This is a genomic window from Streptomyces cyaneofuscatus (assembly GCF_042718795.1).
Taxonomy (GTDB): domain Bacteria; phylum Actinomycetota; class Actinomycetes; order Streptomycetales; family Streptomycetaceae; genus Streptomyces; species Streptomyces cyaneofuscatus_A.
Genome location: NZ_JBHXOX010000054.1, coordinates 1 through 20,525 on the forward strand (window position 1 = coordinate 1; position 20,525 = coordinate 20,525).

The 20,525-nt window shown below is 69.2% G+C and carries 19 protein-coding genes and 2 pseudogenes; 7 read left to right on the top strand and 14 right to left on the bottom strand.

The annotated features are described in order from the left end of the window. Positions 1-238: pseudogene (locus ACFWRT_RS36605) on the top strand (hypothetical protein); the annotation flags it as partial. A 109-nt stretch (positions 239-347) separates the two neighbouring features. On the opposite strand, the gene ACFWRT_RS36610 reads toward ACFWRT_RS36605, so the two are convergent. From ACFWRT_RS36610 to ACFWRT_RS36635, 6 genes are all read right to left on the bottom strand, one after another. Continuing rightward, the gene (locus ACFWRT_RS36610; RefSeq protein ID WP_380953871.1) at positions 348-1,862 is read right to left on the bottom strand and encodes an FMN-binding glutamate synthase family protein; all 1,515 of its coding nucleotides are present in this window, start codon (positions 1,860-1,862) and stop codon (positions 348-350) included. 154 nt (positions 1,863-2,016) lie between these two features. Then, entirely contained in the window at positions 2,017-3,702 is a 1,686-nt protein-coding gene (locus ACFWRT_RS36615; RefSeq protein WP_380953872.1) for an acetolactate synthase large subunit, read from the bottom strand. A gap of 549 nt (positions 3,703-4,251) precedes the next feature. Next, entirely contained in the window at positions 4,252-4,497 is a 246-nt protein-coding gene (locus ACFWRT_RS36620; protein WP_380953873.1) for a hypothetical protein, read from the bottom strand. A gap of 359 nt (positions 4,498-4,856) precedes the next feature. Then, positions 4,857-5,033 (bottom strand): hypothetical protein, encoded by a 177-nt coding sequence (locus tag ACFWRT_RS36625; protein WP_381121425.1) that lies wholly within the window; start codon positions 5,031-5,033, stop codon positions 4,857-4,859. A gap of 217 nt (positions 5,034-5,250) precedes the next feature. Next, entirely contained in the window at positions 5,251-5,826 is a 576-nt protein-coding gene (locus tag ACFWRT_RS36630) for a DUF6879 family protein (protein WP_380953876.1), read from the bottom strand. Positions 5,827-5,828: 2 nt separating this feature from the next. Beyond that, on the bottom strand, positions 5,829-6,038 hold the full coding sequence (locus ACFWRT_RS36635; RefSeq protein WP_380953877.1) for a hypothetical protein: 210 nt from the start codon (positions 6,036-6,038) through the stop codon (positions 5,829-5,831). Positions 6,039-7,277: 1,239 nt separating this feature from the next. Between ACFWRT_RS36635 and ACFWRT_RS36640 the strand changes: the two genes are divergently transcribed. Together ACFWRT_RS36640 and ACFWRT_RS36645 are read left to right on the top strand one after the other, a co-directional pair. Further along, positions 7,278-7,490: a hypothetical protein gene (locus tag ACFWRT_RS36640; RefSeq protein ID WP_380953878.1), complete on the top strand. Its 213-nt coding sequence runs from the start codon at positions 7,278-7,280 to the stop codon at positions 7,488-7,490. Between the two features lie 213 nt (positions 7,491-7,703). Beyond that, positions 7,704-8,987: an eCIS core domain-containing protein gene (locus ACFWRT_RS36645; protein ID WP_380953880.1), complete on the top strand. Its 1,284-nt coding sequence runs from the start codon at positions 7,704-7,706 to the stop codon at positions 8,985-8,987. A gap of 17 nt (positions 8,988-9,004) precedes the next feature. Here ACFWRT_RS36645 and ACFWRT_RS36650 read toward each other — a convergent pair whose 3' ends face one another. The 4 genes from ACFWRT_RS36650 to ACFWRT_RS36665 all read right to left on the bottom strand — a co-directional run bounded on the left by ACFWRT_RS36650 (position 9,005) and on the right by ACFWRT_RS36665 (position 11,145). Next, positions 9,005-9,721, bottom strand: coding sequence for a VOC family protein (locus ACFWRT_RS36650; RefSeq protein WP_380953881.1), 717 nt, complete (start codon positions 9,719-9,721; stop codon positions 9,005-9,007). A gap of 101 nt (positions 9,722-9,822) precedes the next feature. Beyond that, complete coding sequence (locus ACFWRT_RS36655) at positions 9,823-10,047, bottom strand: DUF397 domain-containing protein (RefSeq protein ID WP_380953883.1); 225 nt, start codon at positions 10,045-10,047, stop codon at positions 9,823-9,825. Between the two features lie 62 nt (positions 10,048-10,109). Next, complete coding sequence (locus tag ACFWRT_RS36660; protein WP_380953885.1) at positions 10,110-10,334, bottom strand: DUF397 domain-containing protein; 225 nt, start codon at positions 10,332-10,334, stop codon at positions 10,110-10,112. Then, positions 10,321-11,145, bottom strand: a complete 825-nt coding sequence (locus ACFWRT_RS36665; RefSeq protein WP_380953886.1) for a helix-turn-helix domain-containing protein — start codon at positions 11,143-11,145, stop codon at positions 10,321-10,323. Before ACFWRT_RS36665 ends, ACFWRT_RS36660 begins: the two co-directional genes overlap by 14 nt. A gap of 231 nt (positions 11,146-11,376) precedes the next feature. On the opposite strand from ACFWRT_RS36665, the gene ACFWRT_RS36670 reads away from it, so the two are divergent. Continuing rightward, complete coding sequence (locus tag ACFWRT_RS36670) at positions 11,377-11,718, top strand: hypothetical protein (protein WP_380953887.1); 342 nt, start codon at positions 11,377-11,379, stop codon at positions 11,716-11,718. On the opposite strand, the gene ACFWRT_RS36675 is transcribed toward ACFWRT_RS36670, so the two are convergent. Beyond that, positions 11,691-12,197: a DUF6584 family protein gene (locus tag ACFWRT_RS36675; protein WP_380953888.1), complete on the bottom strand. Its 507-nt coding sequence runs from the start codon at positions 12,195-12,197 to the stop codon at positions 11,691-11,693. The two genes, ACFWRT_RS36670 and ACFWRT_RS36675, sit on opposite strands and share 28 nt — an antisense overlap. A 45-nt stretch (positions 12,198-12,242) precedes the next feature. Beyond that, entirely contained in the window at positions 12,243-13,898 is a 1,656-nt protein-coding gene (locus ACFWRT_RS36680) for an MFS transporter (RefSeq protein WP_380953889.1), read from the bottom strand. 141 nt (positions 13,899-14,039) lie between these two features. Between ACFWRT_RS36680 and ACFWRT_RS36685 the strand changes: the two are divergent. Next, positions 14,040-14,576: pseudogene (locus ACFWRT_RS36685) on the top strand (MarR family winged helix-turn-helix transcriptional regulator); the annotation flags it as partial. A 350-nt stretch (positions 14,577-14,926) separates the two neighbouring features. Here the strand turns inward: ACFWRT_RS36685 and ACFWRT_RS36690 are convergent. Continuing rightward, positions 14,927-15,277, bottom strand: coding sequence for a hypothetical protein (locus tag ACFWRT_RS36690; protein WP_380953891.1), 351 nt, complete (start codon positions 15,275-15,277; stop codon positions 14,927-14,929). A gap of 174 nt (positions 15,278-15,451) precedes the next feature. On the opposite strand from ACFWRT_RS36690, the gene recD2 reads away from it, so the two are divergent. Together recD2 and ACFWRT_RS36700 are read left to right on the top strand one after the other, a co-directional pair. Then, the gene (gene recD2, locus ACFWRT_RS36695; RefSeq protein ID WP_380953893.1) at positions 15,452-17,659 is read left to right on the top strand and encodes an SF1B family DNA helicase RecD2; all 2,208 of its coding nucleotides are present in this window, start codon (positions 15,452-15,454) and stop codon (positions 17,657-17,659) included. Positions 17,660-17,873: 214 nt separating this feature from the next. Continuing rightward, entirely contained in the window at positions 17,874-19,163 is a 1,290-nt protein-coding gene (locus tag ACFWRT_RS36700) for a citrate synthase (protein ID WP_018511343.1), read from the top strand. A 538-nt stretch (positions 19,164-19,701) separates the two neighbouring features. On the opposite strand, the gene ACFWRT_RS36705 is transcribed toward ACFWRT_RS36700, so the two are convergent. Then, positions 19,702-20,525: HAD-IC family P-type ATPase (locus tag ACFWRT_RS36705; protein ID WP_381121427.1), on the bottom strand; the 824-nt coding region annotated here is incomplete at its 5' end.

A 20,525-nucleotide genomic window follows, 5' to 3' on the forward strand; every position in this document is an offset into this window, starting at 1 on the left:
GGGTCTGCAGGCCACCAGCGCCTCCCACGGCAAGCTCGCGGTCGAGGAGGGCGCCTGGGTCTACAGCCTGGACACCGCCGACCCGCAGATCGGCATCTCCGACATCCACCTGTTCTCCGTCGGCCGCGACGGCCGCACCGTCACCCTCGTCCGCTGGGGCCGGACGGGCGACCTCGCGGACGCCCCGCTGACCGCCTTCCGCACCACGACGAAGACGGCCGTCAACAAGCTCCACTGACCCGGGAGCTCCCCCCGGGGGCTGACCACAGCTCGACAGCGGCGCGGCCGGAACCCCGGGCGCGCCGCTGTCGAGCCCACCTGCTCCGCCGGCAGCGACCACCTCTGGCTCAGGTGGTGAGCAGTTCGGCGATCTCATGGGCGAGCTCCGGGCCGAGCGAGCCCCAGCCATCCTTGTAGCCGTACACACTCCCCAGGCTGCGGGCGTCGTAGTCGCCGTTCAGGATGTCTATGTCGGCGGGGGTGATGAGCGACGGGTGGGGAACACCGACGGCGCCCGAGACCTTCAGCAACTCCCGGCGCAGAGTGCGCAGGTACATCGCAGCCCGAATGCCCTTCGAGGGTACGTCGATGCCGCGCGCCAGCCACGGGTTCTGGGTGGCGATGCCCGTGGGGCACTTGTCGGTGTGGCACTTCTGGGCCTGGATGCAGCCGATGGACAGCATCGCCTCACGGCCCACGTTGATCATGTCGACGCCGAGGGCGAACGCGACGACGGCGTTCTCGGGCAGGCCGAGCTTGCCGGAGCCGATGAAGGTGATGTCGTCGGTCAGGTCCCGCTCGGCGAACACGGCGTAGACGCGGGAGAAGCCCATGCGGAACGGCAGGGACACCGAGTCGGCGAAGATCAGGGGAGCCGCCCCGGTGCCGCCCTCGCCACCGTCGACGGTCACGAAGTCGACCCCTCGCTCGCCCCGCTCCATCAGGGTGGCAAGTTCCTCCCAGAAGTCCATCTCCCCGACGGCGCTCTTGATCCCGACTGGCAATCCAGTCTCCGTGGCCAACAGTTCCACGAAGTCGAGCATTGAGTCGACGTCGTGGAACGCGGTGTGCCGCGATGGCGAAACGCAGTCCTTGCCTGCGGGAATGTCGCGGATCCCGGCAATCTCGTCGGTCACCTTGACGCCCGGCAGCATGCCGCCGAGCCCCGGCTTCGCGCCCTGCGAGAGCTTGATCTCGATCGCCTTGACGGGCGCGCCCGCGACTATGGACTTGAGCTTGTCGAGGTTGAACGTCCCGTCCTCGTTACGGCAGCCGAAGTACGACGTACCGATCTGGAAGACGAGGTCCCCGCCGTTGAGGTGGTAGGACGACAGGCCCCCCTCGCCGGTGTTCTGCATCGTCCCGGCCAGCGCCGCGCCCTCGTTGAGCGCCGTGACGGCCGCCCCGGACAGCGAGCCGAGGCTCATCGCCGAGATGTTGACGACGCTCGCCGGGCGGAACGCCTTGGCGCGGCCGCGCGGTCCGCCGAGCACCTTGGCCGAGGGCAACGCCGTCTGCGGGTCGCTCAGATCGGGCAGCACACCGGCGAACGTACGCTGCTTCACGTATGCATGACCCTGTATGTGCTCGATGTCGTTGTCGGTGCCGAACCCGAAGTAGTTGTTCTGGCCCTTCGCCGACGCATAGATCCAGCTCCGCTGGTCACGGCTGAAGGGACGCTCCTCATCGTTGGACGTCACGATGTACTGCCGTAGCTCGGGGCCGATCGTCTCCAGCACATACCTGGCGTGTCCCACCAGGGGGAAGTTCCTCAGCAGCGCGTGCTTCTTCTGCACGAGGTCGCGGGCGGCCACCAGCGCCAACCCCGTGGCGGCTGCCGCACCAATGCTCCGAGCACGCACGATAGAAGTTCCTCTCCCCGACTGGCCGATTCTCACGGTGGCCGTCTACCCCGCGCTGCGGAGATGCCACGCGATGTCGCAGATCAGAGGGCGCCGCCCCTGCAGGAGGGCCGCCGCGCGGCCCTTACGACGGTAGGGCCGCGCCGCGGACGGGTCAGAGCGCGGAGTCGAGGTGCCCGAGCTGCTCGATGAGGTTCATGTTCTCGGCATAGTCCACCGGGCAATTGATGATTGACACTCCCGGGTCCGCCAGTGCCTCACGGAGCGTCGGCAGAAGCTCCCCAGCGGACTCGATGTGGTAGCCCTTCGCGCCGAAGCTGCGGGCGTACTGGACGATGTCCGGGTTGCCGAAGTCGGTGTTGGAGTGTTCCCCGACCTCCAGGTCCATCTTCCACTTGATGAGCCCGTAGCCGTTGTCCTCCCAGATCAGCACGGTCAGCGGGATGTTCTCCCGAACCGCCGTCTCGATCTCCTGGGAGTGCATGAGGAACGAGCCGTCGCCGACAGCCGCCAACACCTTCGTTTGCGGCCTGGCGAGCTGAACCGCGAGCGCGCCGGGCAGCGAGAAGCCCATGGTGGACAAGCCGTTGGAGATGAGGCAGGTGTTCGGCGCGTACGTCGGGTAGAGCCGGGCCATCCACATCTTCAGCGCGCCGGTGTCGACCAGCACGATGTCGTCGCGACCGAGCGCGGCGCGGGTGTCGGCGATGACGCGCTGCGGGGCGAGCGGGTAGCGCTCGTCAGCGGCGCCCTGCTCGAGCTCCTTGGCCAGCAGCGTGCGGATAGCCGCTGTGTCCTCGTCGTCGATGGTCCAGCGCAGGCCGTCGAGTTCCGTGGCGAGGGCGTCGAGTGAGGCGGAGATATCGCCGATGATGCCGACGTCGACCGAGTAGCTGTCGTCCACCTCCGCCGGGACGCGGTGGATATGGACGATCTTCTTGTCACCGTCCGGGTTCATCCGGGACGGGTCGAACTCCTGCAGCTCGTAGCCGACGGCGATGACGACGTCGGCCTCCTCGAACCCGAAGTTGGTGTAGTCGCGCCGCATGAAGCCGAACGTGCCGGTCGCACACGGGTGGTCGTCGGGCAGGACGCCCTTGCCGTGGAAGGTGGTCGCCGTCGACACGTCGAGTGCGGCGGCGAACGCCGCCAGCGACTTCTCGGCGCCGCCGCGCGCCGCACCGTGTCCGGCGAGGATCACCGGCCGGCGGGCCGCCCGCAGCAACTCCGCCGCCCGCTTGACCTGCTTCGGGGACGGTGCCTCGGGCTGCACGACGTTCCTGCGCAGCGGGCGCAGGTCCGAGCCGTCCGTCGCCTCGTCGACGTCCTCGGGCACGGCAAGGTAGACGGCGCCGGGCCGCTCGGACTCCGCGGTCTTGAACGCTCGCCGCACCATCTCGGGGATGGCCTGGGTAGCCGGGACCTCCGCCGACCACTTCGTGATCGGGGCGTACATGCTCACCAGGTCCACGAACTGGTGGGACTCCTTGTAGTTGCGCTCCTTGCCGACCTGCGCGGTGATCGCGACAACGGGCGTGCTGTTCGTCATGGCGTCGGCGACGCCCAGCATCAGGTTGATCGCGCCGGGCCCCAGCGTCGCGGACATCACGCCTGCCGAGCCGGTGAGCCGGCCGTGCATCTCCGCCATGAAAGACGCGGCCTGCTCGTGCCGGGTAAGGATGTAGCGGATCTTCTCCGAGCGGGCGAGGGCATTGGTGAAACGGATGTTCTCCTCGCCGGGTACGCCGAACACCACCTCGACGCCCTCGTTCTCCAGGCAGCGAACCAGGAGTTCGGCCGCTCCGTCGGGGGTCTGCTTCGGGTGCTCGGCGCCGCTCACTCTGATCGTGTCCTCTCCTGCGTTTGAGCCGCGCCGATGGGCGGGCCGGTCAACCACCTACCCCGGCCGACTGGCCGGACGCCTGGCGGCCATGGCTGCGAGAGCTCTGTCGGACCCGGGGGCGCCGTCCGGGCCTCGGTGACAGCTCGTTCCTCGATTCCCTCCTCCTCGGACGCCGTCGCCACCGCGCGTGGACGGCCGACTCGTCCTGGCCCGACCCCTGCTACCGCCTCGTCGTGCTCCTGCTCTCCGTGACCGGCACCATGCCGCGCTGGGAGACCGCCGAGTGGCCCGCTGCCCGAGGGGGCGGAGTGGTGTCGGAGGCCGGCATGTGCGGAGGTTTCCCCAACCCCTTGCTCCTACCTACCGGTTAAGAAGGCGCTCGGACCCCGAACCTCGCATCCCGACACCCAAATCCTGGAACCCGAGCTTCGGGCCGGGCCCCCTCCCACCTACCCCCGCACGAGTGAACCGTCCGACCCCGAAGCTCGGGGCCCGGAGGCCGAGCCCCGAGCCTCGGCCGCGCGAGACCAAGGCCCACACCCTTCGTCACACCGGCGGCGTGCCCGGTGGTGAGGGCGTCGGCTTCGGCGTCGGGAGTGCGGGCCGCGGGTTCGGCGGGGTTTGCGGCGGGCCGCTGCCGTGTCGGCCCTGCTCGATCCGGCGCTCCGTCAGCCCGTAGATACCGAACGGCGGGAACAGGTCGACGCGCCGCGGGTGGTTGCCGAGCGCGCACGGCTGGCACAGCAGATCGGCGCCGGCATTGGTAACGCGTGCACCCTCCACCAGCTCCACCCAGCACGCCTCGCAGGTGGTGACGGCGGTCGGGGAAGGGCGGCCTTCATCGACGCCGCCCGGGGGGTGCGGTCGGGCGGGTGTCGGTGGTACGCATGGTGGTGCCTCCGTCCAGCGGATGGGGGATGGCCCGGCCCGGCCGCTGTCCCGCCAGGGGTGAGCGCCCGGGGCGGGAGTTCAGGTGTGGCAGGGGCAGTCGCAGTGCAGGCGCTCGACCACACCCCCGCCTGCGATGAGGTCGACATTGCCGGCGCACAGCCGGTGCCCGTCTGGCCAGCCCGGCCAGCCGCTGGCGGCACGGCACTCCGGAGAGGCGTATGCCATCGAGCGGCGGGCGGCTGGGCGGCCATCCAGGGCCGTCACCCGGCGGCCCGCCCGGCACACGCCGCCGCGTCCGGGCACTCGCGGGGGAACCAGCTGTACGCGGCGCCGGTGGCCGGGACGATGCGCTGCTCCCCGAGGTCGGTGCCCAGGCTGACGCCCAGCGGCTCCCTGCACCAGACGCAGCACCACCCGCGTTGCTGTTGCTCGGACATATCGCGGACCGGCGGTGACTGGCGTACGGGCACGGCCGTCTCCCGGGTCGTCGAAGTGGTTCTCAGACCGTAGAGAGAGTTGTTTCTCGAACCCCGGGATGTTTCTCGCTGTTTCTCCAGCAGTGGCCGCTGTTGCTCCGGGTTTCTCGGAAGCCGATCGCGGCCCGCGTGCGAGCGATGACGGCATGCGCTGCGCGCCCTGTCACTGCCCCGTCGCTCAGCCCGTTCCACACCTTCGCGTACAGGGCGATGTCGTCGGCCGAGTCCAGCCACATCTGCGTGTTCCACGTCTCGGCGATGACGAGGCGGTCGTCGTGGTCCAGAAGTCGTCACCGATGCCGATCCGTCCCTCGGCGGTGAGCGGAATGATCCCCAGTTCCACGGTCGACAGCCCGTTCACGGACATCAGCCGGTCCAGTTGGTCGGCCAGGACAGCACGGGGGCAGATCCTCGTAATGGCGGCGCCTGCTGACCGGTAGAGGTAGCGGATGTCCTCCCCGGCAGTCAGATTTCCCGGAGTTGTGGCAATCAGGTACCGCTGGTTGGCCGTTGCGGGCTCGTCAACCAGACGGACCCCCTCGATACGCTTGCCCTGCCCCGTCTGCGTGCGGGTGTTGGAGTACCAGGGGCTGTCCTCGTCGTTGTCGGGCGCAACGCCCTGGAGGAACTGCTGGTACTCCCCGGTCCGCTGGTCGGCGTCGTACTCCCGGCGGGTCTCCAGCCGCCAGGCCGTGTGCTCGAAGCCGTTCCGGAAGAAGTCGAGTATCCCGGTTGCGGGAACGGTGCTCTGCAACGTCACTCCTTGGGGGAGAAGTTGAGCAGCAGGGCCCGGTCGACGACCACGAGCGACTCCCCTTCCAGGGGGTTGGCCAACTGCGCGATTACCTCGGGCTCGGTGACGGTGTACCCCTGGACAAGAATCTCGCCCGAGTCGACGTCCTCGTAGAGCGTGGGGCATTCGCCGTTTTTCGAGTTGGTGCCGAGCATCCGCAGTGTGCGGGCCATGTGCGTCCCCTCCCGATCGTGGGTCCGGCCGGGTAGCCGGAGTGTGACCGACCGAGCCCGGCGATCAAGAAACACGCCACCGTCGAGGCCCGCCTCTGGGGCGGCACCACGGGGCCGTACGATTCCGGCCGCGAGTGATATCGGCACCCCCGAGTCCCTGATGGATCTGGAGCGCTGGCCGCGACCGGCCAGCCCCGGTTCGAGATCGTGCGGCGGCATCAACTGCGGCGCACGCCTCGTCGGTTGCCATGATGGCCATGTGGCCACGGTCGGGGTGGGTGCGGCACTCCGGGCGAACGTCGGGCGCCTCCCAGTCGAGACGGTGCGCAAGGAGCAGCGTGGGCGTCCGGCCCCTTACAACTAGCCACTGCTGCGCGCTCCTTGGCAACTTGGGAGACGCTCGTCTGAATTCCAGCAGGCCCGGAGCGCCTCCAGGTCCTCGCGGGCGGAACACCCCCGCCCTGCGCGGGGACCACGATGCCATCCACGGGTCACGCCCCCTAGATGGAGGAACACCCCCGCCTGCGCGGGGACCACGTGGCGAGGAGGCCGCTGACGTACTGCGGGTCCGGAACACCCCCGCCTGCGCGGGGACCACTCTTCCTGACCTGAGGTTTTATAGGGGCTTTGCCATTTCTTGACTCATTGCTGCGCCCCTCACCCTTACATGGTGGCAGAGCGGAATGGTCAGCACGCACGCGAGCCCCGCAAGGCCAGTTGAGCCGCCTCATCGGCCACCGCAAGGCGGCAAGGCGCAGGGCGCAAGGCGCAGCACAGGCAAGCACATGCGTCTCCAAGAGCCCAACACCCACCCAGCCCATGAACCCGCGCTTCGCCCACCCGCCCCGCTCCCCGCCGCTGCACAGCGTCAAGTCGTACGGATGCCCCATCTGTACGGGTGAAGCTAGGGCCGATCGCCGCCATCAGCCGCAACACCCGCTCCTACGATGGCCATCCGCGCCGCCGACCCAGGGAGCCGTCGTGTCGGATCACGCCCCGGACCATCCGCCGAAGACCCCGCCCCCGCCGAAGCGCCCGGTCTCCCCGCCACGTCCGGAGGCCAGCTCCACAGCTACCCCGCGTGCCCGGACGCTGGTTCGGAACCGAAGGTCCGCGAACTGGCAACTCGACAGTGCTCCTTGGACTCCGAAGAAGGCCTCAGACCACGTGCTTCTTCGGCTGCGCGAGTGGGGCTTGCGCGAAGCAGGCCGGGCCGCAGCCGAGTTAACGGAGTTACTGGTGCGCACCGCAGTCGCAGACGGCGGCCGCCGGGTATCCGTGCACCTCGCGGACCAGGGGCAGCAGGCCCTGATCGTCGCGCTGTCACACCAGCCGGCGCATGAGGTCGCGAACGGCACGGTGCTGCCAGAACTCACCCGCCTCGGCGCCGTCTCGTGTGGAACGGACACCGCAGAGGACGGCCGGCGGGTCTGGGCGGTACTCGACCTGTAAGCGACGAGCCCTCCGCAGCGCCGCACCGGGTCCGCACCAGCCGCCCTTCCCTGCCGCCCCCGATCCTGATAGGGCTTGTCGAGGGCAACCGCAGCCGGTGCGGGCGCCGTTGACGGCTAGGAGTGGCTCGTGCACGGTAGGGCGCATCACCCGCACAACGAAGAGGCGTCGCTCAGCAAAGCCCCCGACAGCAGAAGCGTGCATGTCCCGGCCTTGGCCGACCAGAAGGTCCGCCCCGACGCGCCCCTGCCCCCGGCCACCGCCGATTTCCTCCAGCGCTCCATCGGCAACGCCGCGCTCGCCCAGATGATCGAGGACCAGCGCCACGTCCACGATCCCTCCCGCAGCCACCCGGACACACCAGCGGCGACGGAGTCCGAGGCCAACACACCCGTACGGCGCTCCAGCGTGCACGACGTCCTGCGCTCGCCGGGGCGGCCGCTCGCCGAACCGGTGCGTACGGAGATGGAGTTACGTCTCGGCGAGGGCTTCGAATCCGTACGCGTCCACGACGGCCCCTCCGCCGCCCGCTCCGCCTCCGAGATCGGCGCCCGCGCCTACACCTCCGGCGACCACGTCGTGCTCGGCCACGGCGGCACGGACAAGCACACCCTCGCCCACGAACTCACCCACGTGATCCAGCAGCGCCAGGGTCCGGTGACCGGCACCGACACCGGATCCGGGCTGCGCGTATCGGACCCCTCGGACCACTTCGAGCGCGCGGCCGAAGCGAACGCCACGGCGGCCCTGGCCCGCCCCCTTCCTGCCCCGTCGGCGGACCGCCTCTCCCCGGGCTCCGGCCCCGTACCGCTCGGTGGGGCGCACACCACAGGCCACTCCTCCCCGTCGCCCATCCAACGCGCTCCCTCCACGGCAACCACGGCCACCGGTGCCACCGCCCCCCTCGCCTCGCAGGCCGCCCTCACCAACCTGTCGGCGGACGAGAAGGAGGGCGAATGCGGCTACTTCGAACGCAGGCGGCAACTGAGCGTCAACCCGCCCCAGCAAGGGCTGATCATCCAGGAGATCAACCGGGTCTTCGCCGTTGAGCAGTGGGACGGCTCGGCATGGACCGCCCTGCCCGCCGCGAGCATCGACTCCTACGTCACGGCCAAGGGATCGGACGTGTTCGCCACCGTCGGACGGTACTGGGAGCTGTGGGTCGTCGACGCGCAGGGCAACGTCTCCGACGGAGGGGAGGACACCTTCTCCCTCGCCTCCATCATCCCGGGCAGAAAACGCAAGGACACCACCCGGGGCACGTACACGATCACGGGTGACGCGCAGTTCTACCCCACCACCGTGGCGCCGAGCGCTCTGGGATTCACCCAAGGAGGGGCCGGCCCCGCCGGAGGCCTGTTCAGTACGTTGACCAACCCGGCGGGCACCATCGCGGCGAGCGGGCTCACCGCCACCGGCCAGCCGGTCCGCTGCCGGGTCCACGTGGCGTGGGACAGCTCCGCGCCGGACAGGTACTCGACCGTCACCATGACCTGACCCCGCCCCGCCGCCGCTCACCCCCGCAGATCACTCAGCCGAGCAAGAGCATCGCGCGCCGACTCACGCTCCTCGGCACTGAGTTGCACCGAACCCGCCTCCTCCAGCCAACCCCGAGCCCCCTCCGCATCCCCCAACCGCTGCGCGATGTCCCCGCGCAGGACGAGCAGCCGCACCCTCTGTACCGGGGTCGGCTGCTCGTCCTCCAGCTTCAGCACCCGGTCGATGATCCTGGCGGCCCCCGGATAGTCCTGCTTGGAGTCCGCGAACAGGTCCGCCATGTGCAACGCGCGGGCGAAGGTCTCCCTCGGGGCGGTTGCTGCGGACTCCTGGGCGCCGTCATCACCGATCACCTGGCCCACCCGGATCGTGTTGCCGGTCGGGTCGGTCGCCAGGAACTGCCGTACCCCGTACGACATGTCCTTCAGCGGGCCGATACGCGGCAGCCCGCGCGTCGGGATGCGCCCGTACGCCGTCTTGAGGCCCGACCGGAAGGCCGCGTGCAGGCCGTCGACATCGTCGGTGAGCACATAGCAGCTCGAATGCGACGTTCCCGGGTCGTAGTCCTTCATGCCGTAGAGCTGGAGCTCGACGGCTCCCCGCTCGACCACCGCGTACGCGTACGGGCTCTTCTGCAGGTGCGTCGTCTCGAAGCCCAGGGCTGTGTAGAAGTCGACCACGGACTGGATCAGTTCCGTCCGGCAGGGCAGCAGCGGAATGGTCTTCTCAGTCATGACGGCGACCCTAGTCAAGTTTGAGTAGCTGGGCAATGGGGCATGACAGCGGCCCCGTCAGGTCGGTGACCGCGACGGGGCCGCTGAGTGGTCGTTGTACGTCAGGCGGAGAGTTCGTCGCCTTTGACGGCGGTGACGAACCGGGTCCAGCCCTGGGGGGAGAAGGCGAGCACGGGGCCGGCGGGAGTCTTGCTGTCGCGTACGGGGACGGTGGCGTGGCCATCCGCGAACTCAAGGCACTCGCCCTGGTCCCCGCCGCTGTAGGTGGACTTGCGCCATCCGGTCAGGGCCGGGCCGTCAGTCGTGGTGGGCTCAGTGATGCGCATGTTCGTGCTCCTCCAGGATGCTTCGACGTACGCCGACGGGGTCCGTGGCGGGCCACCACTTGTCAGGCGGAGAGCTCGCCGCCCTTGACGGCGCTGACGAACCGGGTCCAGCCCTGGGTGGAGAACATCAGCGCGGGACCGTCCGCCGCCTTGCTGTCGCGTACGGGGACGGTGGCATGGCCACGGGCGACCTCAAGGCACTCGCCGTTGCTCCCGCCGCTGTAGCTGGACTTGAACCATCCCGTGAGGGTGGAAGCGTCCGTAGTCCCCCGCCTATTGCTGACCATGTTCGTGCTCCTCTGCTGCGGCCCGCACATGGGCCACCGATTCCTGGTGCGACAACGCATCGCCCAGGGCGAGATCGTAGGCCGCGCGGCTGAACGCCACCAACTGCGGATCGTCCATCAAGTTGCCCGTCTGGAAGCCCTCGACGTATGCCACCGGCGCCGAGTCGGGGAAGCTCATCAGCGTCAGCAGGCTCTCCTGAAGAGAATGGGCCCCAGCCTCGAACGGCAGCACGTGCAGCCGCAGCCGTCCCGCCTCAGCCATGTCCGCGATCTTTCGCAACTGTGCGGCCATCACCTGAGGTCCGCCGACCCGGCGTCGCGACACTGCCTCGTCCAGCAGGGTCCACAGCACCGGATTCATCGGGCCGTCGAGGAGGCGGGCGCGCTCCATTCGACTGACAACGTCTTGGTCAACCTCCTCCCGGCGGTAGTTAGGCCGGAATGACTCGAACAGGGCCCTCGCGTAGTCGTCCGTTTGAAGCAGGCCAGGCACCAGCGACAGCGCGAACTGCTGGATGAGCACCGCCTGCTGCTCCAACTCCGCCACAGCCGCGAAATGATCGTTGAACTTCGTCTCCAGGTCCTTCAGCCATCGCTCGAAGAACCCGTCCGTCCCCAGCGCCCGGTCGATCCGTCGTGCGTCGTCCGGACTCGGTAGGCGCCGCCCCGCCTCGTAGTGGCTGATGAGCGTCGGTGAGCAGACCACCTGTTCGGCCAGCGCCTCCTGAGTCATCCCGGCGGCCGTGCGCCGCAGTCGCAACTCCTCGCCGTACTTCTGCCGTGCCGTACGCGGCCGCCTGTTCGCCTTCATGCGCGCCCAACTCCTCGATCTGGCCAGCGTGCTGTCATGCCCGACCCGCTGGAAGCGTAGCGACTCATGACCCCACTCTGTGATGGGTTCGCTACGGAAAGAAGCGACGCCCGTCCACCCCGTAAGACGAGAAAGCAGGCCCCCCATGACGTACGCCCTCGCCCGTGCCCTGGAGCCGCTGCCGCCACCCCCGAGCCTTCGCCCCGGCCGTGGTGAAAGCGAGGCCGTCGCATGAGGGTGACCGGTGGGAGCGAAGCCTCCGTCGCCCGGCTGCTGCCCTGGACGGGTACGGGTGGGAAGCCCTGCTACGTCGTCGGGGACGGCACCGGTTACGTGTCCCGGAAGGCCGACGAGGTGGAGGACATCCAGCTCGACATGGCGTACGAACTGCTCGGGCACGCCGACGGTCTGCTGACCGAGCCCGGCGTCACCGCGCCCGAACTCCACTTCCTCGCCAGCCGGTTGAGCGAGTGCCTGGAGCAGGTCCAGCGGATCGCGGAGAGCAGGGGGTCCCGACTGGAGGCGGTGCTTCCTCAGCCCGAGCCTCAGTCGAACAGCGAGACCAGCCCGTAGACCCAGATCCCGAGGAAGGCGACGGTCAGCAGCAGGCACCCGATGCCCGTCAGGGCGTCGGCCAGCCGACTGATCTCCCGCGCGTCCCCCTTCACCTCCGCCAGCCCGTCCCACGTGACCGGCCGCCCGACGATGTCCGAGGCGGCCTCCCGTACGGCGGCCAGTTGCCCGGCGGCGAACGGGGTCGGCGCGTCCGACTCCGGGCCCCGCCAGGCCATGGCCCGCATGCGGCGTACGGCGTTGGCGTACCGCTCCTCGAAAGCCGCCGTCTCCTCCGGAGCGCGGTCCTCCTCCAGGTACATCCAACGGCCGGCCTCCGCCGCATCCCCGTACAGGCGGTACACCTCGGCAAGGCGGCGGCGGGGTGCGGGGTCGTGCGGGTAGGAGGAGACCAGGCCGCGCAGGCGCTGCCTCGCCACCGGTATGCGCCCGGCGGCGAGGTCCGCGTCCACGCGGGCCAGGGTGTCGTTCAGTGCCATGCGCTCATGATGGGGGTGGGGGAGGGGAACGTACGAGTGAGTTGTTCAGCGGGCCGGGTCGCCCACCCCCTGCCGCCCGCTCCGCTTCTCCTCCGCCCGCGCGTCCGGCGCGTCCGTACGCGCCTTCGGCGACATGAACAGCGTCGCCGCCAGCGCCAACAGCAGCAGCCCCGCGCACACGTACCCGGAGACCTGCACCCCCACCGCCATCGCCTCGCGCGCCGCCTCCGCCGCCGTCGCCGTACGCGGGTCCGCCGCGAAGGAGCCGATCACCGAACCGGCGCTCTCCGTGACGACGTCGCCCAGCCGTTCCGCCTCACCGGCGGCCACCCCGTCCCGCGTGAGGCGGTCGGTCATGCCGGAGGCCAGGGTGCTGAAGAAGAGGGTGGTGAGGAGCGCGATGCCGAGTGCCGAGCCGAGTTCGCGCGCCGCGCTCTGGATGCCCGAGCCCTGACCGGCGCTGCGGGGCGGGACGTCGACGAGCACGATGTTGGTGACCTGCGCCGTGGCGAACCCGACCCCGACCCCGTACACGAACAGGGCCGACGCGATCAGCCACCACGCGCTGTCCGTCGAGGCGATCAGCGCCAGCATCGCCAGTCCCGCCGCCTCCAGCACCAGGCCGATCCGGACCTGCGTGAGGGCGGAGACCGTCGCCGACATGGGGAAGCTCGCTCCGGAGGCCGCGAAACTGCCCGCTGCCAGGGCGACCAGTGCCAGGCCCGCCTGGAACGCGCTGTAGCCGAGGGCGAACTGGAGCCAGAGCGGCAGCACCGCGATGATGCCGAACTCGCCCAGCCCGACCATCAGCGTCACGAAGTTGCCGTTGCGGAACGAGCGGATGGAGAAGAGGCCGACGTCCATCAGCGGCTCGCCGCCCGACCGGCCGAGCACCGCCTGCCGCCGCCAGAACGCTCCCAGGGCCAGGGCGGGCGCGAGGAAAGCGACCAGCACCGGCGACGGGCCGCCGCTCCACGTGAAGCCGCCGACCTCCAGCGGCTTCGTCGTCATCAGCCAGCCGTGGGTACGGCCCTCGATGAGGGCGTACGCGAGCAGGCCGAGGCCGGCCGCCGACAGGACGGCTCCGACGCCGTCGATACGGCCCCGGGTGCGCGGCGACACGTCCAGGTACAGCAGGCCGCCCGCCACGATCAGGGCGACGAGCGGGATGTTGATGCCGAAGGCCCAGCGCCAGGAGATGTCCGCGAGCCAGCCGCCCAGCAGCGGTCCCACGGCCGCCGCCGCTCCGATCGTGGAGCCCCAGATCGCGAACGCCTGGCCCCGGGCGCGTCCGGAGAACGTGGCGTTCAGCAGGGCCAGGGAGGTGGGCAGGATCATCGCCCCGCCGACGCCCTGGACGAACCGGGCGAGGATCAGCAGCCCGCCGCCGGGCGCGAGGGCGGCCAGCAGGCTCGTCGCGCCGAACACGACGAGGCCCAGCAGGAAGATCCGGCGCGCGCCGTAGAGGTCGCTGAGGCGGCCGGTGACCAGGAGGAGGGCCGCGAAGGTGATCGCGTAGGACTCCTGGATCCACTGCGCCTCGGACGAGCCGATGGACAGGTCCTCGATGATCGGCGCCAGGATCACGTTGACGATCGTGATGTCCACGACGATCAGCGCGACGCCCAGGGCCACGGCGATGAGGCCGAGCCACTGACGCACCGAGGGAGGGGTTTCCGCAGGCCGGGAAGGTTCGGGCATGGTGCTTCGACTCCCATGGTTGCTTTGCCGCAAAGATAGATAGCTTTGCGGTAAAGGTAAATGGGGCGCGGTAGGTTGTCAAAGCGCGGGAGAGTGACAGCGTGGGAGACCGACAGTGCGGAGAGAGGGTGGGGCGGAGCCATGGCCAACGCTGATGCGGCAGCCGACGCTGATGCGGCAGCCGACAGGAACGGGGGCGGCGACGACGAAGCCACCCGCGTCGACCACCTCATGGACGGGCTGCGTGCCTTCGGCGCCAACTACACCGAGTTCACCCGCCGCTTCGCGACCTGGCTCGGGCTGCACTCCACCGATGCCGCCGCCCTCGTGGAGATCCTGTACGCCGAGGACAAGGGCACGCCCCTCTCGCCCGCCCGCCTCAGTGAGCGCGTCTCGCTCTCCTCCGGCGCGACGGCCATCCTCCTCAAGCGGCTCGAACAGGCCGGGCACATCGTCCGTACCCGCGAGAGCACCGACCGCCGGGTCGTCACCCTGCGCAGCAGCCCCGACATCCGGCCGCGCGCCGAGGCGTTCTTCGGGCCGTACGCGGAACGGATGGCCGAGGCGATGTCCGCGTACTCGCCGCAGGAGATCCAGCGGTTCGAGGACTTCATCGGCCGGCTGCGCTCCACCATGGACGCCCTGCTCGCCGACGAGTACCGGGACGGCGGGCCCTCGGTACGGGACGGCGAGCCTGCGGTACGGGACGGCGAGCCTGCGGTACGGGACGGCGAGCCTGCGGTACGGGACGGCGAGCCTGCGGTACGGGACGGGGGGCCCGCGGAATAGCAAGGCCCCGGGCCCCGGTAGAGGTAGGCCCCGGCCCCGGCGTAGGAAGGCACCGGCCCGCGAACCGCACTGTCAGTGGCGGGCGGTAGCGTCGGGTCATGTCCAACATGGCCGTCCTCGAAGGGGTCCTGGAGCGGATCACACCTCACCAAACAAAAGTGACCCCGGTCACAAGTGGGTGGGTGGCGTGGATGAGCCGAGCCGTCAGGGCGTCTATGAAGTGACCGGCATCGTAGAAGTCAGGCGGGGTCGCCGCTGTGTCCGAAGACGAGCGCGGCTTTGACCGTGTCGAGATGGTCGGGACAGGAGAAGTAGCTCTTGCGCTTCCTGAATAGTCCCCGAGAGGTAGATACCCGGTATGTGGCGCCAGTCGGGCTCTCCGCCAGCACCCTGACGTCAGGGTGCACGAAAGTGCAGCCGATGATGTCGCAGGGAGGGTTGGCCACCCGGTCCGGGTCGATCACGTACCAGCCCATAGACAGTGCGTCGCGGGTTGTCATTCCAGACGCCCTCATGTGCTGAGGTGACATAAGGACGACTTCCTGTGTGACGACTGTGCGGCCGTGGATGAGCTCTTGGTCGGCAGGCATGAGCAGGACCCTACTCAGAGGGCACCCCCATGCGGGCCCCTTAGGGAGATCGGAGTCCGCCTGTCAGCGGCGAGCGATAGCCTCCGGAGGGTCGTTCACGTAGGAAGCGCAGGTGGGGCCGTGCCCAGTGGGGGAGTTGACGCCAGGCGGGGTAGCCGCGAAGGTGTTTGTGAAGTGACTGGGGTCCTGGAGAGGATCACGTACGCCAACGAGGAGAACGGGTACACGGTCGCCCGCGTCGACACCGGGCGCGGGGCCGGCGATCTCCTCACGGTGGTCGGTGCGCTGCTCGGCGCGCAGGTCGGTGAGTCGCTGCGGATGGAGGGCCGTTGGGGCTCGCACTCGCAGTACGGCAAGCAGTTCACCGTGGAGAACTACACCACCGTGCTGCCCGCCACCATCCAGGGCATCCGCCGCTATCTCGGCTCCGGGTTGATCAAGGGCATCGGGCCGGTGATGGCCGACCGGATCACCACCCATTTCGGCGTCGACACCCTCGACATCATCGAGAAGGAGCCGAAGCGGCTCGTCGAGGTGCCCGGCCTCGGCCCCAAGCGCACGAAGATGATCGCGGCGGCCTGGGAGGAGCAGAAGGCGATCAAGGAGGTCATGGTCTTCCTCCAGGGCGTCGGCGTCTCCACCTCCATCGCCGTCCGTATCTACAAGAAGTATGAGGACGCCTCGATCTCCGTCGTGCGGAACCAGCCCTACCGGCTGGCCGCCGACGTCTGGGGCATCGGGTTCCTCACCGCCGACAAGATCGCCCAGGCGGTCGGCATCCCGCACGACAGCCCCGAGCGGGTCAAGGCCGGCTTGCAGTACGCCCTCTCCCAGTCGTCCGACCAGGGGCACTGCTACCTCCCCGAGGAGCGGCTCATCGCGGACGGGGTCAAGCTCCTCCAGGTCGACACGGGCCTCGTCATCGAGTGCCTGGCCGAGCTGGCCGCCGATCCGGAGGGCGTCGTACGGGAGAAGGTGCCGTCGCCGGAGGGCGGTGAGCCGATCACCGCGGTCTATCTGGTGCCGTTCCACCGGGCCGAGCTGTCCCTCGCCGGGCAGGTGCGGCGGCTGCTGCGGACGGACGAAGACCGGATGCCGGCCTTCCAGGACGTGGACTGGGACAAGGCGCTGGCCTGGCTCGCGACGCGTACGGGGGCCTCGCTGGCGCCCGAGCAGGAGGAGGCCGTACGGCTCGCGCTCAGCCGGAAGGTGGCCGTCCTGACCGGCGGGCCCGGCTGCGGGAAGTCGTTCACCGTACGGTCCATCGTCGAGCTGGCCCGGGCCAAGCGGGCGAAGGTGGTGCTGGCCGCGCCCACGGGGCGGGCCGCCAAGCGGCTGGCCGAGCTGACGGGGGCCGAGGCGTCCACCGTGCACCGGCTGCTGGAGCTGAGGCCGGGCGGGGACGCCGCGTACGACCGGGACCGTCCGCTGGACGCGGATCTGGTCGTCGTGGACGAGGCGTCCATGCTCGATCTGCTGCTCGCCAACAAGCTCGTGAAGGCGGTGGCACCCGGTGCCCACCTCCTCCTCGTGGGCGATGTCGACCAACTGCCCTCGGTCGGGGCGGGGGAGGTGCTCAGCGACCTGCTCGCGGAGGGCAGCCCCGTCCCCGCCGTCCGGCTGACCAGGATCTTCCGGCAGGCCCAGCAGTCGGGGGTGGTCACCAACGCGCACCGGATCAACGCCGGGCAGCCGCCGCTCACCCAGGGGCTGAACGACTTCTTCCTCTTCGTGGAGGACGAGACGGCTGACGCGGGCAAGCTGGCGGTGGATGTGGCGGCCCGCCGGATTCCGGCCAAGTTCGGCCTGGACCCGCGCCGTGACGTGCAGGTTCTCGCGCCGATGCACCGAGGGCCGGCAGGCGCGGGCGAGCTGAACGGGCTGCTCCAGCAGTCCATCACCCCCGGCCGGCCCGATCTCCCCGAGAAGCGGTTCGGCGGCCGCGTCTTCCGGGTCGGCGACAAGGTCACCCAGATCCGCAACAACTACGACAAGGGCGAGAACGGCGTCTTCAACGGCACGGTCGGCGTCGTCACCGGCCTTGACCTGGACGAACAGCGGCTCACCGTCCGCACCGACGAGGACGAGGAGATCGGGTACGACTTCGACGAGCTGGACGAGCTGGCCCACGCGTACGCCATGACGATCCACCGCTCCCAGGGCAGCGAATACCCCGCCGTCGTCATCCCCGTCACCAACAGCGCCTGGATGATGCTCCAGCGCAACCTGCTCTACACCGCCGTCACCCGGGCCAAGAAGCTCGTCGTCCTCGTCGGGTCCCGTAAGGCGATCGGTCAGGCCGTCCGTACGGTTTCCGCAGGCAGACGGTGTACGGCACTGGATTTCCGGCTCCGGGGCGGCTCAGGAGAAGACTTCTCGTGACCCCTGCACAAAAATGATCGATCAAATCGGTGGGAAACATCACGGAGGTCTTCCGGAACCGCAGTCAAGGGGGCAGGATGAGGAAGTTGGCGGCACTCAGTGCCGTCAGTAGGTCCAATGGACGACCCCGAGTGCACTCTCCTGAGCCGAATGGGGGAGGGTGGAGACAGTCAGGGCACCTCGAAGAAGAGGCACTACGTCGGTGAGGGATGACGTGAGCGACAACTCTGTAGTACTGCGGTACGGCGATGACGAGTACACCTACCCGGTGATCGACAGCACCGTCGGCGACAAGGGCTTCGACATCGGGAAGCTCCGGGCCAATACCGGCCTGGTGACGCTGGACAGCGGATACGGCAATACCGCCGCCTATAAATCCGCCATCACGTACCTCGACGGTGAGCAGGGCATTCTGCGCTACCGCGGATACCCGATCGAGCAGCTCGCCGAGCGCTCGTCGTTCCTCGAGGTCGCGTACACGCTGATCAACGGCGACCTCCCGAAGGTCGACGAGCTGGCGACCTTCAAGAACGAGATCACCCAGCACACGCTGCTGCACGAGGACGTCAAGCGGTTCTTCGACGGCTTCCCCCGGGACGCCCACCCGATGGCCATGCTGTCCTCCGTGGTCAGCGCGCTGTCCACGTTCTACCAGGACAGCCACAACCCGTTCGACGAGGAGCAGCGCCACCTCTCGACGATCCGCCTGCTGGCGAAGCTGCCGACGATCGCGGCGTACGCGTACAAGAAGTCGATCGGGCACCCCTTCGTCTACCCGCGCAACGACCTCGGGTACGTCGAGAACTTCCTGCGCATGACCTTCTCGGTCCCCGCCCAGGAGTACGAGCTGGACCCGGTCGTCGTCTCGGCGCTGGACAAGCTGCTCATCCTGCACGCGGACCACGAGCAGAACTGTTCGACCTCCACCGTGCGTCTGGTCGGCTCCTCGCAGGCGAACATGTTCGCCTCGATCTCCGCCGGCATCTCGGCGCTGTGGGGCCCCCTGCACGGTGGCGCCAACCAGTCGGTGCTGGAGATGCTGGAAGGCATCCAGGCCAACGGCGGCGATGTCGACTCCTTCATCCGCAAGGTGAAGAACAAGGAGGACGGCGTCCGCCTGATGGGCTTCGGCCACCGGGTGTACAAGTCGTTCGACCCGCGCGCCAAGATCATCAAGGCTGCCGCGCACGACGTGCTGTCCGCGCTCGGCAAGTCCGACGAGCTGCTCGACATCGCGCTCAAGCTGGAGGAGCACGCGCTCTCCGACGAGTACTTCGTCTCGCGCAACCTCTACCCCAACGTGGACTTCTACACCGGTCTGATCTACCGGGCCATGGGCTTCCCGACCGAGATGTTCACCGTGCTCTTCGCGCTCGGCCGCCTTCCGGGCTGGATCGCCCAGTGGCACGAGATGATCAAGGAGCCGGGTTCGCGCATCGGCCGCCCGCGCCAGATCTACACCGGCGAGGTCCTGCGCGACTTCGTCCCGGTCGAGGGCCGCTGACCCGGACTCGTACCGGTCGAGGGTCGCTGACCCGACCTCGTACCGCCCTGTAGTACCCCGGCCTCTTCGGCCGACTGCCTTCGCCCCGCGTACCGCGCTTCGCACAGAGCGCGGTGTCCGGGGCGATTCGGCGTTCCGGGGCTGCTGGCTCTTGTGTGGCGTCGTGCCGGTGGTGGGTGGGTGTCCTTGGCCCCTTGAACAGCGAGAAACGCCCTGCCGCCGATCCCCCCACGGGTCGACGGTCAGGGCGCTTCCCATATCCCGGAGCGGATTCCCCCCACGGGATCCGGCCGGGCGTCTGAAGGGAGCCGAAGCTCCCGTTGTTGTGCTGTGCGCGGTCTGCCGGGGTACGTACGCACGGGAGGGCCGCTCAAAGCTCCCCGGTGCACGTGCCCCGGCTCAACGCTTGCCACAGGAGCGTCCCCCAAGACACTCCATCGGACGTCCCCCAAGACATCCTTGGCATCGCACTCTAAGACTCATGAACCCACCAGATGGTTACCCTGAATCCGGTGTGATCTAAATCTCTTTGTGGAAGTTACGTGAAGGCACGCAACCGGAGGCTGTTCGTGACGACGAACACGGACGAAAACGCCATGGCGGCTCCCGCGATCATAGGGTTGAGCAGGCCACTTGCAGCCAGGGGCAGAGCCGCGACGTTGTACCCGAAGGCCCAGACGAGGTTGCCCCTGATGGTGGAAAGAGTACGCCTGGAAAGGCGGATTGCGTCAGCCGTCACCTTGAGATCTCCACGAACCAGTGTGAGGTCGCTCGCCTCGATCGCCGCATCCGTCCCGGTACCCATCGCCAGCCCCAGATCTGCCGTGGCCAGAGCCGCCGCGTCGTTGACCCCGTCGCCGACCATCGCGACGCTCCGGCCCTCGGCCTGAAGGCGCTTGACGACGTCCACCTTCTCCTCGGGGAGCACCTCGGCATGGACCTCGTCGATGCCCACTTGGCGGGCCACGGCCTCGGCGACCGCCCGGTTGTCGCCGGTCAGGAGGACGGGCCGCAGCCCCAGGGCCCGTAGCCGGGCCACGGCGTCCGCGCTGCCGTCCTTGACGGCGTCGGCCACCCCGAGAACGCCCCGGGCCGCCCCGTCCCAGGCGACGGCCACCGCTGTACGTCCCTGCTCCCCGGCTTCCGCCAGGGCGGCGGCCAGCTCCGGGGGGAGGGCGATGCCCGCGTCGGCGAGGAGACGGGGGCGGCCGACGAGGACGGTGTGGCCGTCCACGACGCCTTGGACGCCGAGTCCGGGGAGGTTGGTGAAGTCCTCGGGGGTGGGGAGGTCGGAGGCGAGGCGATCAGTTGCGCCTGCTGCCACCGCCTGGGCGATGGGGTGTTCGGAGGAGTGTTCCAGGG